At 34.6% G+C, this 14,710-nt stretch carries 13 protein-coding genes; 2 read left to right on the plus strand and 11 right to left on the minus strand.

The annotated features are described in order from the left end of the window. Positions 1-60 precede the first annotated feature (60 nt). The 3 genes from ACZ76X_RS07765 to ACZ76X_RS07775 all read right to left on the minus strand — a co-directional run bounded on the left by ACZ76X_RS07765 (position 61) and on the right by ACZ76X_RS07775 (position 3,035). Positions 61-594, minus strand: coding sequence for a DinB family protein (locus tag ACZ76X_RS07765; protein WP_479850096.1), 534 nt, complete (start codon positions 592-594; stop codon positions 61-63). Between the two features lie 139 nt (positions 595-733). Then, the gene (locus tag ACZ76X_RS07770; RefSeq protein WP_479850097.1) at positions 734-2,428 is read right to left on the minus strand and encodes a M3 family oligoendopeptidase; all 1,695 of its coding nucleotides are present in this window, start codon (positions 2,426-2,428) and stop codon (positions 734-736) included. A gap of 160 nt (positions 2,429-2,588) precedes the next feature. Continuing rightward, positions 2,589-3,035 (minus strand): MarR family winged helix-turn-helix transcriptional regulator, encoded by a 447-nt coding sequence (locus tag ACZ76X_RS07775; RefSeq protein WP_479850098.1) that lies wholly within the window; start codon positions 3,033-3,035, stop codon positions 2,589-2,591. A gap of 188 nt (positions 3,036-3,223) precedes the next feature. On the opposite strand from ACZ76X_RS07775, the gene ACZ76X_RS07780 reads away from it, so the two are divergent. After that, a complete protein-coding gene (locus ACZ76X_RS07780; RefSeq protein WP_479850099.1) occupies positions 3,224-4,720 on the plus strand; it encodes a DUF3149 domain-containing protein in 1,497 nt (498 codons plus the stop codon). A 29-nt stretch (positions 4,721-4,749) separates the two neighbouring features. Here the strand turns inward: ACZ76X_RS07780 and ACZ76X_RS07785 are convergent, their stop codons facing one another. Further along, positions 4,750-5,031, minus strand: coding sequence for an aspartyl-phosphate phosphatase Spo0E family protein (locus tag ACZ76X_RS07785; RefSeq protein ID WP_000495532.1), 282 nt, complete (start codon positions 5,029-5,031; stop codon positions 4,750-4,752). 337 nt (positions 5,032-5,368) lie between these two features. Between ACZ76X_RS07785 and ACZ76X_RS07790 the strand changes: the two genes are divergently transcribed. After that, entirely contained in the window at positions 5,369-6,139 is a 771-nt protein-coding gene (locus ACZ76X_RS07790; RefSeq protein WP_479850100.1) for a divergent polysaccharide deacetylase family protein, read from the plus strand. Positions 6,140-6,205: 66 nt separating this feature from the next. On the opposite strand, the gene cbpA is transcribed toward ACZ76X_RS07790, so the two are convergent. The 7 genes from cbpA to phnX all read right to left on the minus strand — a co-directional run bounded on the left by cbpA (position 6,206) and on the right by phnX (position 14,606). After that, complete coding sequence (gene cbpA / locus ACZ76X_RS07795) at positions 6,206-6,829, minus strand: cyclic di-AMP binding protein CbpA (protein WP_479850101.1); 624 nt, start codon at positions 6,827-6,829, stop codon at positions 6,206-6,208. Positions 6,830-6,954: 125 nt separating this feature from the next. Then, entirely contained in the window at positions 6,955-7,584 is a 630-nt protein-coding gene (locus ACZ76X_RS07800; protein WP_000895998.1) for a class II aldolase/adducin family protein, read from the minus strand. A 244-nt stretch (positions 7,585-7,828) separates the two neighbouring features. Next, positions 7,829-10,111: an NEAT domain-containing leucine-rich repeat protein gene (locus tag ACZ76X_RS07805; protein WP_479850102.1), complete on the minus strand. Its 2,283-nt coding sequence runs from the start codon at positions 10,109-10,111 to the stop codon at positions 7,829-7,831. A 583-nt stretch (positions 10,112-10,694) separates the two neighbouring features. After that, positions 10,695-11,477, minus strand: coding sequence for a DeoR/GlpR family DNA-binding transcription regulator (locus tag ACZ76X_RS07810; RefSeq protein ID WP_000117662.1), 783 nt, complete (start codon positions 11,475-11,477; stop codon positions 10,695-10,697). Between the two features lie 40 nt (positions 11,478-11,517). After that, on the minus strand, positions 11,518-12,702 hold the full coding sequence (locus ACZ76X_RS07815; protein WP_098669881.1) for a saccharopine dehydrogenase family protein: 1,185 nt from the start codon (positions 12,700-12,702) through the stop codon (positions 11,518-11,520). Continuing rightward, positions 12,699-13,796 (minus strand): 2-aminoethylphosphonate--pyruvate transaminase, encoded by a 1,098-nt coding sequence (gene phnW / locus ACZ76X_RS07820; protein WP_479850103.1) that lies wholly within the window; start codon positions 13,794-13,796, stop codon positions 12,699-12,701. Before phnW ends, ACZ76X_RS07815 begins: the two co-directional genes overlap by 4 nt. Positions 13,797-13,811: 15 nt before the next feature. Beyond that, a complete protein-coding gene (gene phnX, locus ACZ76X_RS07825; protein ID WP_479850104.1) occupies positions 13,812-14,606 on the minus strand; it encodes a phosphonoacetaldehyde hydrolase in 795 nt (264 codons plus the stop codon). Positions 14,607-14,710: the final 104 nt, after the last annotated feature.

The raw sequence follows: 14,710 nt of genomic DNA on the forward strand, positions 1-14,710 counted from the left end.
CAAAATAAGAAGAAAAACTATGCACATATGAAAAAGAAGTGGTCTCCCACTTCTTCCTAATTATCGCTGTAAAATTGCATGTTTCGCCTCTTTTAACTGCGTAAGATGTCTTTGTTCATGCAAATCAAGAAATTGAACCCACTGATACAAATTCAAATCATTAAAAATAGGATGCTTTAATCCATTTTCAAGTAAATCTTTTTCATCTATCACACTATGAAGCGCATGTAATAGTTCTTGTCGTGAATGTTCTAGTAATTGAATTCCTTGCTGTTTTTTCATTAACGTTTCTGTTGGTTTCATCTGCTGAGGAGCTTCTCGTTTATGTGTGCGATCAAGTGTAAGTTGGAGGTCTTTAAATGGAGTCGTGTTTTTTTCGTTTTTTTGTAAAGCATATACAAGGGCAGACGTGACAGATTGTTCAACTAAATGCAAGTGATGCAAAATTTGAATAATACTCCATTTATCACGACGTGGCTTTACATTCACTTCTGTATCATTTAACATTTCAATTTCTGATAATAGCGTGCTTCGGGTAGACTGTAATGAGTTCACCAAACTTTCTAAACTCACATCCATATTAGATTGAAGCATACTTCTTTCCCCCCTTTTTGTTGGTGAAAAGAGGTGCTCCTTATTAGAAACACCTCTTTAGTATTCTGAATTTTCTTTTATTATCTCATTATTTTCTCTTTATGTCGATGTTAAACATGTGAAAAAAAGCGCATGTTTTTTACAATTTTGTGTCGTCAATTGCATGTAGCCATGCTTCAATTTCTGTAATAACACTTTTCACACAACCTTCAGCAAATGGAGATGTTAAATTTGCAACTTCTACTAATTCCAAGAATGATTTACTTCCACCTTGTTGGCACAGGTTCACATAATCTTCCCACGCCTCTTGTCTATTATCTCTTGCACGTTTCCAAAATTGCAGTGCACAGATTTGAGCTAACGTGTAGTCGATATAGTAGAACGGTGAGCTATATATATGCCCTTGACGTTGCCAGAATCCACCGCGCTCTAAATAATCATTATCTTCATAATTGCGATGCGGTAAATACTTTTTCTCTATATTACGCCATGCAGTCTTACGCTCTTCGGGTGTTGCTTCAGGATTTTCATATACATAATGTTGATACTCATCAACAGATACACCATACGGTAAAAACAGAAGTGCTGAACTTAAGTGAGAGAAATAATATTTATCTGCATCTTCTTCAAAGAATAGCTTCATCCATGGCCATGTGAAGAATTCCATACTCATAGAGTGAATTTCACACGCTTCATATGTTGGCCAATTATATTCTGGAATTTCAAATTTACGACTTTCGTATACTTGGAAAGCATGGCCCGCTTCATGTGTTAATACGTCAATATCACCAGACGTTCCGTTAAAATTCGAGAAGATAAACGGCGCTTTATAATTCTCAATATATGTACAATATCCACCGCCAGCTTTTCCTTTTTTCGCAACTAAATCTAATAAATCATTATCTAACATGAAATTGAAAAATTCATCTGTTTCAGCCGATAACTCTTTATACATCGTTTTTCCATGATTAACAATCCAATCCGCATCTCCTTTTGGAGTTGGATTACCTGTAGGGAATTCAAAGTTTTCGTCGTAATATGCTAACTTCTCTACACCGATACGTGCTTGTTGTCGTTTTCTTAATTCCGTTGTAACAGGAACGATATAATCTAGCACTTGCTGACGATAATTCGCCACCATTTCCGCATTATAATCTGTACGGTACATTCGTGCATATCCAAGTACAACAAAGTTTTTGAAACCTAAAGATTTTGCGATTTTCGTTCTCACTTTAACAAGCTCGTCATAAATACGATCTAACTCTTCTTCATTCTCAGCTAAAAATCCGTAATATGCTTCACTCGCTGCTTTACGTTCACTTCTTTCTTTTCCTTGCATAAATGGAATAAGCTGTGATAATGTTCTTTCTTCCCCTGCAAAGTCAATCTTTGCAGATGCTAATAACTGTGTATATTGTGAAGACAATTTATTCTCTAATTGTAAATCTTTCACGACTTCATCAGAATATGTTTTTAAATCACACTCCGCAAGAGCAAATAATTGCTTCCCATAATACGCCTCTAATTCTTCACGGAATGGAGAATGAATTAACGCATTATAATACTTTGTACCATACCCTTGTACAACTGGAGAGAATTCATCAAAGAAATCTTGTTCTTCCTTATAAAAAGCATCTGTCGTATCGACAGAATGACGAATGTAACAAAGATTCCCCATTGTACCAAAATCGTTGCGAATTTCGTTAATTGAATGAATAACTTGTTTTTGTTCTTCCGCAGTTTTCGCGTTATCAAACTTCTCTAAAGCAACAGTAAACTTCTCTTTTAATTCTTCAATATTTGGCCGTTTATATTCATAGTCTTTAAATGACATGAACGAGCCTCCTCTCCATTATATGCATCCTTACTATAATTCAATGCTTACTTACAAATCTCCTCTTATTCTTCAGCAAAATACGGCATATACTGCCATCATCACATGTAAACAAAAAAGCTTTGGATTTCTTTATCCAAAGCTTTTTTGGAACACGTTATTACTTTTCATACTTTCCAATCTTTTTTAATAGATCCAGTAATTCGTCCTTTTCCTCTTTCGTTAACATTTCAAAAGACTGATGTATAACTTGCTCATGCCCTGGAAAAATAGAAGCAATAAACTTCTCTCCAGCCTCAGTTAATTGTGCATAAATAACACGTCTGTCATTCGGGCACGGAATTCTTTTTACTAGTCCCTTTTTCTCTAGCTTATCTACAACATATGTAATGCTGCCACTAGCTATTAAAATACGCTCACCAATTTGCTGAAGTGGTTGACCGCCTTTATGATATAGCAGTTCTAATACAGCAAATTCAGTTGGATTTAACCCGTTACTTTGTATAGATTTGTTTGTAGTATCCATAACAGAACGATGTACACGAGATAATGCAATAAATACTTTTAAAGATTGAGAAATTTCTTCTCGTCCATTATTTGATGTCATACAATTTTCAACCCTTCACTTAAATTCTCAGTAATAAAAAGAAAAATAGTACTGCATGTAAATTCCGAATGAGTATTCACTCATTCATTACCTCTCCCCAAATATATTATGAATGATTCTTGAATAAAAACATGACAATTTTAACATAGTTTATATATAATGATAATAAAAAAGAAGGAGTACCAAATTTGAAAGTCAAATTCCACAGCATAGTTTTATATATATTACTTGTTATCCTACCAACGATAGGGATTGGCGCTACATTTTATTCATATCATTCGTATAAAATGAAACAGGAAAACAAACTATCTGCTCACACGGTTCTCTTCTTATATAGAGACTATTTAGATTATCACCTTGGCGAAGCAATTTCTGCATTAGAAATGCTCTCAAAGATCGTAGGAACCGAGACTGGAAATATAAATGGAGTTAAAGAAATTGTACATGATACAGATGGAAACGATGCACGTTTTTCTGGTCTATATTACGCTACACCAGAAGGCATCATTACGATCGCATCCGAAGGTGACCGCCCACCTGTTGATGTTTCTGATCGTAAATATATTCAAGAAGCGTTACAAACAAAGAAAACAACTGTATCATCAGTCATTACAGATCGTGTTCTTGGACATCAAGCTATTATAATTGCTTCTCCCATCTTTAATAAACAGAAGGAGCTATCAGGCTTATTGTTAGCAAGTTTACGCTTTGATTACATTTCATCATCTTTAAATGCCATTAAGCCGCAATACCATTTTGAAGTAACTGATAAATATGATGTAGTTTTTCTAACCGATGACAATAACAAAATAAGTGATGCACATTTTAATATGCTTACTACGCCACTCAAAAGATTAAATTGGAAGGTCTCTGTTTCTCCATTACCTATCCATCAAAAAACTTTATACCAGTGGGTTGCAATAGAATGTATAGCTACATTATTTTTAATGTCTATCTTATTTTTACTTGTTCAATATATGTTGTTAAAACGTCAAACAAAACTAGAAAGACAACAAAATGAACTACAAAAAATTGAATTAGTTGGAACTTTTGCAGCTAGTACAGCCCACGAAATCCGTAATCCCCTTACTGGAATTAAAGGGCTTGTCGCTCTATTAAAAGAGAAATATAAAGATGAACAAGATCAGTTCTATTTTTCCATCATCGAACAAGAAGTAGAACGGATTAATGAAATTGTAAGCGAATTTCTTATTCTTGGAAAGCCAACTGCTATCATTGAACAAACATATGATGTGAGAACCATTCTAAATGAGGTAGCATTAATTATTCAATCTGAGGCGAATCTACATAACATTATATTCAATTTACATTTGCCAGACCGTCCTGTTCATATCCGTTGCTCAAAAGACCATATGAAACAAGTGGTTTTAAACATTACCAAAAATGCAATTGAAGCCATGGCTTCTGGCGATGCACTAACTATTTTCGTAACAAACAATGACACACACGCACAATTGCGAATCACAGATACTGGTAAAGGGATTCCTAAACATATTCAAAAACACCTCTTTCATCCGTTCTTTACTAATAAAGATACTGGAACAGGTCTTGGACTTGTCATATGTAAACGAATTGTAGAGATGTACAATGGGCATATTTTTATCGACAGTCTAGAAAATGAAGGAACGACAGTTCATATCGAAATTCCGTTACACATAGTATAATTATCCTTTTCCCAAAAGGGTAATTATACTTATTTCATAAAACCAGCCACAAGCATTCGCCAAAAATTACTCGATTTCCCTTCATACCCAATTTGAAAAATAGGTACCTTTATAATAGATAACCATTTTGGTGTTTGTTTTTCTTTATAACATTGGTACTGTAAAATAAGCTTGTCCAATTCTTGACTCACTTGAATTGTCTCCATACTATTTAATCCGCTCGTTAAACCTAATTGAATCATCTCTTCACGTTTCATATGAATATCACGTGAAAGCTTTTCTAATGTGTACTTCCTTTTTACAGTAAACATTCATATCCCCCTTATTATACTTCCATGCTCTCTACTTCACTTCTCCATTGACCTTTTAACTACTTAATCATATTTGAATTTGAAGAATCAGAAAATTTAACATTTTCTCCCTGTAATTTACAAATCTTTACCCTCACTTTGAGAATTATTACAAATTATTCTATCTTTGTAAATACATTCGCAATAATAGACATTTTTTTTATCTTCTTTTTTTACAAACACCAATTAAATAGCGGATTCTCTATTTTCTCTATACTTTTCTTCGACATTTTTTGTTTAATTTATACAAAAACGCAAACCATAATGATAATTGATAATATAGAAAGGAAATATTTATATGCGCAAATATACGATTGCATTGCTTATGTTTACTCTGTTTTTACCAACCTTCTTGTTTCCTATTCAAGCACAGGCCCATACAAACAAAGTAGCTATTGTCATCGATGACTTCGGCAATAATATGAAGGGGACTGATAAAATGTTATCACTTCCTATTCCACTTACTGTTGCCGTTATGCCTTTTCTCCCTTCCACAAAGGAAGATGCGCTAGCAGCTCATAAGAAAGGGCACGAAGTTATTATACATATGCCAATGGAACCCATTAAAGGTAAAAAAGAATGGCTTGGACCAAAAGCAATTACAACTGATTTAAGCGACGAAGAAATAACTAACCGACTCGAACAAGCGATTCAAGAAGTACCACATGCAATTGGGATGAACAATCATATGGGATCGAAAGTGACCGCGGACGAAAGGATTGTACGACTTATACTTGCAGCTTGTAAAAAACATGGTTTATTTTATTTAGATAGCAAAACAAATCCTAAAAGTGTTGTTCCAAAAATCGGGAAAGAATTAGGAGTACCAATTATTGAAAATCAATTATTTTTCGATGACGTATACACAGCGGCACATATTTCAAAACAAGCCCAATTACTCATTAAAAAACTTCAAGAAAAACCGATTATGGTAGCTATCGGGCATGTTGGGCCTCCAGGTGAAATTACATCCCGTGTTATAGAAACTTCTATTCCTAAAATTCGCCAACATGCAGATTTTATCTTTTTATCCGATTTAGCATTATCTCCGCCTCCTGTTTCAAAATAAGATTCATTACTCTAACTAAAAAAGGAGCAATCTGCATATAGCAAATTGCTCCCTTTCCTTTTCGCCTTAAATATAATCTACATGACTCACCCTGAATCCTTTTTTCTCTATTTTTTCGATTAATTGCTTTAATCTTTTTTCATTTAACTCATCTGTTATATTTACAATAACGCGGCGAATATATTGATCGCCATTATCTAGCGTAAATAGTCCACCGATATGAAATGTTTTCAACAGTGTTCCAAGTTCTTTAATCGTTCCCTTACAATCTTGTGTTGCAATTGTTAATATATACCCCCCCGTCCGCATACCGAATGAATCTTCAATAACATCAAATATATTGGAATGGGTTAAGATACCAACAAATTCATTATAATCATTTAGCACAGCTAAAAATGGAAGGCGACGAATAGCATAAAATGCCCTAAAAAAAGAATCCTTTTCAAAAATAAAAGCAGAGGAATCTTCCAACATATGATCCATACTTAATTTCTCTAATCCGCCATTACACTTCTTTTCTAGAAGATCTACTTTATAAATAATCCCCTTGAATTTCTTTTCATCTTCTGCTAATACTGGGATTGCTCGAAATCCCGTTTCATTCATAATTTGCAGAGCCTTTTCACCTGAATCGTTCATTTTGCAAAACGTTACTTGCGGTTTTGGCAGAAAATGATATTTAACTCGCAAAATATGTTCCTCCTTACATGTCAACATGTAATCTATATATAATAAGGAGACCTATATTTTATGAGTAAATTTATTTTAAAAACGCTTTCATTTATTTATTAACTCGTAACAACATCACAAGCATTTTATATAACAGAGCTCTTAGCACCTTTTATCATTAACAATTTCACATGATAATTCATTAAATACTCTATACCCTCTAGCCATTTTTTCGCTTCTTCTGGCGTTTTCCCCCACACGATCATGCCATAATTATGAACGAGAACTACGCCTCCGCCTTCAATAAAATTAGGTACATTATTTTCTAATAAATTAGCGAATTTTTTCTCGTCTTCTACAATAGGAATGGTCATTTCTGTTATACCTTCTTTTCCAAAAACACGTTCCACGCTACGCTTATCAAATGTTACTTCCCCAGTTTCTCCATACAACTCTGATATTAAATGACTATCTACAGTTTGCACTTGTAAAATACATTCTGCACTACTTTTTTTATAAATATCCGCATGCATAAATGATTCGGCAGCTGGTTTTTCTTCATTTTCAAATACTGGCTCACACATACAATTTACAACAATAAAGTCCTCTTCTGAAAATAACCCTTTATCTCTTCCCTCAACGTTCACTAAAAAAGTTAACGGCTCTTTTGACGTACAGAGTGATAAACTAATTTTTGTACCATAAAACCAATCACGAAGTGCCAATTCAGATTTCACATCTTTTAATTCATTCCATTTCTTTAGAAAAAATAACATTTCTTCACCCCCGGCGTAATATTCATATAATGTTCGAATCCTTTCTATGTAAAAGGAATATTTTTTGATTATTCTAAAAATTTAATTGAATTATCACATGAGAACGCTTTTTTGTCAATATGGTTTCATCATTCCTCTTTAAAATAGGCTATTCATATGTCAATACTCCTATCTATTCTTTACTTGATTTCGCAATAAAAAATACGTTATTCTCCTTATGGAAAATAACGTATTTTTTCACTGATTATTTAGTTATTGCATTATATAAAAACTGCGCATATTGTTCACGTGTTACGACATCATCACCTAAAAACTTTCCGTTTCCATCACCTTTTGATATATTATGATCCGCTAACGCTTTCACATATCCTTCTGCCCAATGGCCAGTTGGTACATCTTTAAAGTTCTCTTTATTATTTCCATCTTCTTTTAACTGAAATGCTTTATATAATACTACAGACATTTCGTATCGAGTTAATATTCCATCTGGACGAAACTCCCCAGTACCATCCCCTTGCATAATTCCAGCTTGCGCAACTGTAGCAATATCTTGCTCAAACATATGCCCTTTCGTATCTGTAAATCGTTCTTTCTGCTCTACTTTATTTTCTAATTTCAAGTACCTTTGTACTAAAGCCGCAACTTGTCCGCGCGTAATATTGTCACCAAATCCAAAATTCCCATTTCCATATCCCTTAAAAATATTCTCTTTCGCTAAATAATGAATTGCTTCTTCTGACCAATGTCCTTTTGGTACATCTTTGAATGCTACTACTTCTATTTTTTCATCCTCTTTAGTAGTATTCCCCTCTTTACCTTCTACCACATTTTGAATTACCGATCCTGTAAAGAAGATTCCTGTATCCGCAAATGGGTCTTTCACTCCAAATTCATATACTTTCTCACCTGGTGTACTCCACGTAACTGCATCGTTACTATACGTACCCCCTTCGCTCTTCAAACGAATTTTTGTAGAAATTTTACCATCTTTTTCATATACAGGTACTTTCACTTCTTTATTTACTTCTGTATCCTCTAGAAAGACTTTTTGGTTTTGAACATTAATATACGCTTTCTTACTTAACTCTATTACTGGTCTAACATCGCGGATTTCATTTGCAACAAAACTTAAATATACTAACTTATTCAACTTACTAACTGGCGATAAGTCTGAAATATAATTTGCTTCTAAATCAAGCTTTTGTAAGTTTACTAGACTTGCTAATGGCGTAATATCCTTTAACTCATTATTAGGCAAATCTAATTCTGTAAGCTGAGCCATTTTAGCAAGTGGTGTCACATCTTCTATTTTGTTTTTCCCGATAAATAATTTATTTAATTGATTCATTTGTTCAATACCCGATAAATCTTTAACTTTATTACGCGTTAATACTAAGTCCTTTAAAGGTAATGAATATAATGGTTTAATATCTTCAATTTGATTACCCGCTAAAGTTAAGTATGTTACATTTTTCAACGCGCTTAATGGAGCAATATTTGTAATTTTATTATTTGCTAAATTTAAGTAATCTAGTTGTTCCATTTTCGATAATGCTGTTACATCTTCTATTTGGTTGCCTGATAGATATAAACTTTTTACATTTTTCATTTCAACTAATGGTGCAACGTTTGTAATTTTATTATTACTTAAATCAAGAGATTCTAAATTCTCCATCTTAACAAGTGGCGTTACATCTGAAAATTCATTACCACGTAAAGCTAAATGATTTAATTGCTTTAAGTTTGCAAAGAACGACGGATCTTTTATCTTCGCATTCGCAACTGTTAAAGATTTTAAGTTTGGCATATATTTTAATGCACTATAATCAAGAATCTCATTCGTATTTAAAAACAAATTCTTTACTTGTAATAACTCTTCTTTCGTAATAGGTGTATTTAAATCTTTTCTATTAAATACTTTTTTATTAACAAGTTCTCTTAATTTATTATCTGTTATCATATTTTGATTATCAACTGGATTATCCGTTTCCGTATTGCCTGAATTAGAGCTATCATCTGGTTTCTCTGTTTCTTTGTCACCTACAGTTGGATCTTTCATTTCAAATTGAACTTGATATTTGTGATCATATCCAATAGCCGGAATAAGTATATGCATTTGCATATTGTGCTTCTTCTCAAACTCGCCAATTTCAAATTGAACTACTTTCGTTCCATTCTTCCTCTTATCTTCTGACAAAACTTTCACATCATGAAATACACCCGGCTGGTTTCTATCTTCTATTCTAAGATATTGAAAATAATCGCTATCTTGCATTGTTACAGTAACAATTTTTTTCCCGTCTGCAATTGTTACTTTAGGATCCTTTATATATTGAGAAACCATAGATGGCTCGTCTTTTTGGTCCTTATATATTTTAATCTCAGTATCGTATGAACGTTCACTCGCTGCTACGACCGACTGATTTGCTTCAGCTTTTAGTGCTGCTAATGCTGGAGTAGAGTATGCAGCAAATGGAATCGCTAATGTTGTTGCTACTACTAACGCCTTCATATATTTTTTTTTCAAAATAATGTCCCCTATCATATATAATTTTTATAATTGATAATATTTATCAATTAACCACAAATAAAAGATAATGAATCTCATTATCATTGTCAATGGGAATATTACATTAAATTTATATTTCCAAAGATAAAGTGAAACTTTAATCAGTGGGGGTTTTGTTCATCCCCACTGATTATCAGCCCTCACCAATCGGGCTTTTACGAGCAGCCCGACCCCCATCTAACTTCTTTGCTTCCGCTGAATTTTGAAGTGGGGATCTTACTGCCCGTTAATGCGGGATAAAAAATAAAAAGGCCCTTTATTCAGAGGGCCTTTTTACTTATCGTATGCAGAATTTCACTTTTTTCTTTTTCATTAATAACACCAATTTTTTGCAAAATATTTGCATACAATACAAGTTTATTATATATCCGCTCTGACATACTTTCCCTTCTTTCCTTCGACCAACTTTTTTTGTATTGGTAAATTATATGAAAGAGATGCGAAAATGTGTCCACTTTTTTTGCATAAATACAAATCTTTTATCCCGCTATTTGCAGGCAGTAAAACTCCCACCTCACAATCAGGTGGGAGTTCCATGTATTTAGCAAATTGTCCATTGAATATTATGCCTTTTAACTTCCTCTTCAAAACTATAGGGCATTTTCTTATCACAAATTACATGTTGAATGCGGGAAAACGCTGCTATTCGGTAATTTCCTTTTACGCCTACCTTTGTATGATCACATAAAATATATGTTTTCTCTGCTAATTTCATCATCGCTTCCGACAGTTTTGCCTTTTCTAATTCAAAACTAGAAACCCCAAAACCAGGTAACAATCCATCGATCGAAACGAATGCTTTATGAAAATGAAATTGCTGGATTACTTGCTGCGAAATAGACCCAGATACACGTGAATGCTTTGGAGATACTTTTCCACCAATAAATAAAACTTCACCGTGAAACATCTTTTTATTAATAGAAGAAATTAATTGTGTCGCTACTGGAAATGAACTTGTTACAATCGTTAAATTTTTACGATGAACAAGATATGGTACCATTTGAAGTGGTGTACTTCCGTCATCAATCGCAATAACATCTCCATCTTCCACAAATGTTGCTGCTTTATACCCAATTCGCTTCTTCTCTTCTATATGCAGCATCTCTCGTTCTAACATTGGTGCCTCTATTCCAGCTCCAGGAAGCTGGACGGCTCCACCATACACTTTCTTCAACTTCTTTTCACGATCCAATTCTTCTAAATAACGGCGTATCGTCTCTGTTGATACAGCAAACTCTCTCGCTAACTCTGAAACTTTTACTTTCCCTTTAAATTCTACCTTCTCAAGAATGGTTCGCTTTCTTTCTTCACCTACTACAGACATAACCTCACCCCATTGCTTTCTACCTCATAAACTGCCTTGCTTATACAAAGTTATAACTTTCTTTGTAAGTAGAAACTTCTTCATGAATATGAATACCACGCTTTTTTAGTTCGTCAAAAATAATTTGTGGATTTAGAAAAGCTTCCTCAGGTGTCACAACACCAACTTGATTTACATTTCCTTTTGCAATTAACTCTGTAGCAATCCCAAATGGAATACCAACGTTTCTCGTATAAGCTCTTAAGTTTTCCCATCCTACAACAGATCCATCGGATAACGGGTGTGTATGATATAAGACGTGCCTTTGTTTTTCATTATTTTTCGTACCTATTACTTCTACATGAAGTGCATAACCGTAAACCTCTGTTTCTTGTCCTTCTTTCGATTGTAATAAATACTTCGAAATACAATCCATAATGCCGATTTCTTCCCCATTTATTTCAACTTGATCATTACGCAATATACCGTAATCATACAATGCACGTACGAGCTGCATATTCTGCTTTGGCCAAGTTCCTCTCGTCTCTATCAATTTGACGCCTTTATGTTCTAGTGCTTTTGCTAACGTAATCGTTTCAGAATGCGGGATTATATATTGCGTTGCTTTACCATAAGGCGCCGGTAATTCAATTTCTCTCGGACGCGCAAACGGAGGTACTTGCTTAAACTCACCATCTTCATACACTGTACGCGATGGTAAATGTGGATCATATTCATATGTCGTCGTTTCTGTAATGGATGCAGAAAATGCAATGGGACGATACGAACCGTGACTTACACGAACTGATTCTACAGTATGTAGCTGATTTGCTGCATGCATTGCCATCATTTGCGTTACACCTGGCGTCATACCAAAACCAGGTAAACACGTTTTTCCATTTTGAACAAATATAGAATGCGAATCATTTTCTTCACCAAATCCATTCAAGTTCACGCCGTGACAACCTGCTTCTGCAATACATCGAGTAGACAAGCCATTTAGCTTAATTGTCGTACCGTCCATTACAATGTCATAGCCCTTCATTTTGGCAACCGTATCCTCGTGATTCGTTACGTCTACTTTCACAAAGTCTACTCGAGGATCGTTGAGCCATTCTACTACTTTCAAGCCCTCTTCTTCATTAAAATCCGCTACTGTAATCGTCTCAAAAGATGAAAATTGCACTACATCTAAAATTGCTTCACGACAAATTTTACCTGCTCCACCTAAGCAAAATACTTTCAACCGATTACAACCCCTTTAGCGATACTATCAACTAAGCGATGAATATCTGCCTCATGTACATCACCGATATTTCCAATGCGGAATGTATCTACTTTTGAAATTTTACCCGGATATATAACAAATCCATCATGCTTTAATTCATTATATAATTGCTCAAAATCGAACCATTCTTCTGGATAAATGAAGGATGTAATAATAGGTGATTGATATTTTTCCTCTACTAGTGGCTTAAATCCGATTTTTCTCATTTGATTCACTAATAGTTTTTGATTGTTATCATATCGATTGTAACGCGCTTTTACTCCTCCCTCTTTTTCTAATTCAAGTAGTGCTTGGTAAAAAGCGTGTACAACATGTGTAGGTGACGTAAAACGCCATTTCCCATTTTGATTTTCCATCGTCTCCCACTGATCGTATAAATCTAATGATAATGAACGTGCCAGTCCTTTACATTTCAATAATTCATCGCGCTTTGCAATAACAAATCCGAATCCCGGAACACCTTGAATACATTTATTCGCACTACTAATTAGAAAGTCAATTTGCAACTCAGCGATATCTATTTCAATACCACCAAAACTACTCATCGCATCAACTAGTGTTACTTTTCCATATTGCTTCCCTAATTTACATACATCTACAATCGGATTGATAATACCTGTTGTTGTTTCACAATGAACAACCGCAATGTGTGTAATCTCTTTATCTTGTTGTAATATCTTTTCTACTTCTGCAATATTAGTAGGCTCCCATTCTTCCGTTTGACTAACTACCACATCTATATGTAACATCTCTGCCATTTGTACAATTCGCTTACCATACGCACCATTTGTACAAACAAGCAACTTTCCATTTTTAGGAATAACAGAACCAATTACTGCTTCAACTGAAAACGTACCGCTTCCTTGCATAAGAACAGTCGTATATTTCTCTTCTTCCTTCGTTGCTAACGACACAAGTTTAGCTCTTACATCTTGCACCATCGTGTTATATTCAACATCCCACGTACACCAATCGTATAGCATAACTTCTTTTACCGTTTTTGTTGTCGTTAATGGTCCTGGCGTTAATAATAAATAGTGATTTTCAGTCATGATCCTCTTCCCCTTTTATGAAATAATAAGTTGTTCTTTCTCAATATGTTCCATTACGGTTTCAAGTTCTTTCATCGTTTCAATCGTAAAGTGCGCTCCATTTTCAACAAAGCGATTACGAACTACTTCTATTTTTTCACGAAGCTCTACTGAATCCATATTATCCACTTCCTCTTCAGTTAACCCAAGTTCACTACTGCCGAGAATTACACCCACTGTCCACATGCCCGCATTTCTTCCCTCTTTCATATCTGATACTGTGTCCCCAACTTTTATCATACGATTCATTGGATATACACCAAGTTCTATCGCATTTTTATAGCACATCCACGGATATGGACGACCCGCAGGAACATCATCTGGCGTTACAAGGAAATCAGGTTTATACCCTTGTAGAGCTGCTTCTTTAGCTACAATGTTCATCATTTCTCTCGTATATCCAGTCGTTGAACCAATTTTAATTCCTCTTTCACGTAAAGAATCAATGACTTCTTTTACTCCATTAATAGGCGACGCATAGCGCGGTAAAATAGCGAAGAGAATCTCTTCGAATTCTTCATACATCTCTTGAATGTCTGCTTCTGTTGGTAATTGTCCAAAAACACGATTCCATTCACTCGCAATACGAGGCATCTCGGTAAGTGCCCTTACATGGTCTATTTTTAATAATCCCATTGGTTTACGAGCTTCTTCTGCTGTAATTTCAACACCGCGTTTATGGAAGATCTCCATAAATACTTCCAGTGGTGCAAAACATCCGTAATCAACTGTCGTACCTGCCCAATCAAAAATAACTGCTTCTATTTTCATTTAGTCCATCACCCTTCTTATTTATCCCGCGTTAACGGGCAGTAAGATTTCCCCCTCAAAATTCGGCTGGAGCAAAAAAGTTAAGTGGGAGATCAACTGCCCGT

It is taken from the genome of Bacillus sp. BC05(2025), assembly GCF_056725905.1.

Coding starts and splice junctions, on each gene's coding strand:
- ACZ76X_RS07765 (WP_479850096.1), bottom strand. CDS start 594: ATGCTTCAATCTAATATGGATGTGAGTTTAGAAAGTTTGGTGAACTCA.
- phnW (WP_479850103.1), bottom strand. CDS start 13,796: ATGACTGAAAATCACTATTTATTATTAACGCCAGGACCATTAACGACA.
- ACZ76X_RS07775 (WP_479850098.1), bottom strand. CDS start 3,035: ATGACATCAAATAATGGACGAGAAGAAATTTCTCAATCTTTAAAAGTA.
- ACZ76X_RS07785 (WP_000495532.1), bottom strand. CDS start 5,031: ATGTTTACTGTAAAAAGGAAGTACACATTAGAAAAGCTTTCACGTGAT.
- ACZ76X_RS07790 (WP_479850100.1), top strand. CDS start 5,369: ATGCGCAAATATACGATTGCATTGCTTATGTTTACTCTGTTTTTACCA.
- ACZ76X_RS07800 (WP_000895998.1), bottom strand. CDS start 7,584: ATGTTATTTTTTCTAAAGAAATGGAATGAATTAAAAGATGTGAAATCT.
- ACZ76X_RS07770 (WP_479850097.1), bottom strand. CDS start 2,428: ATGTCATTTAAAGACTATGAATATAAACGGCCAAATATTGAAGAATTA.
- ACZ76X_RS07810 (WP_000117662.1), bottom strand. CDS start 11,477: ATGTCTGTAGTAGGTGAAGAAAGAAAGCGAACCATTCTTGAGAAGGTA.
- phnX (WP_479850104.1), bottom strand. CDS start 14,606: ATGAAAATAGAAGCAGTTATTTTTGATTGGGCAGGTACGACAGTTGAT.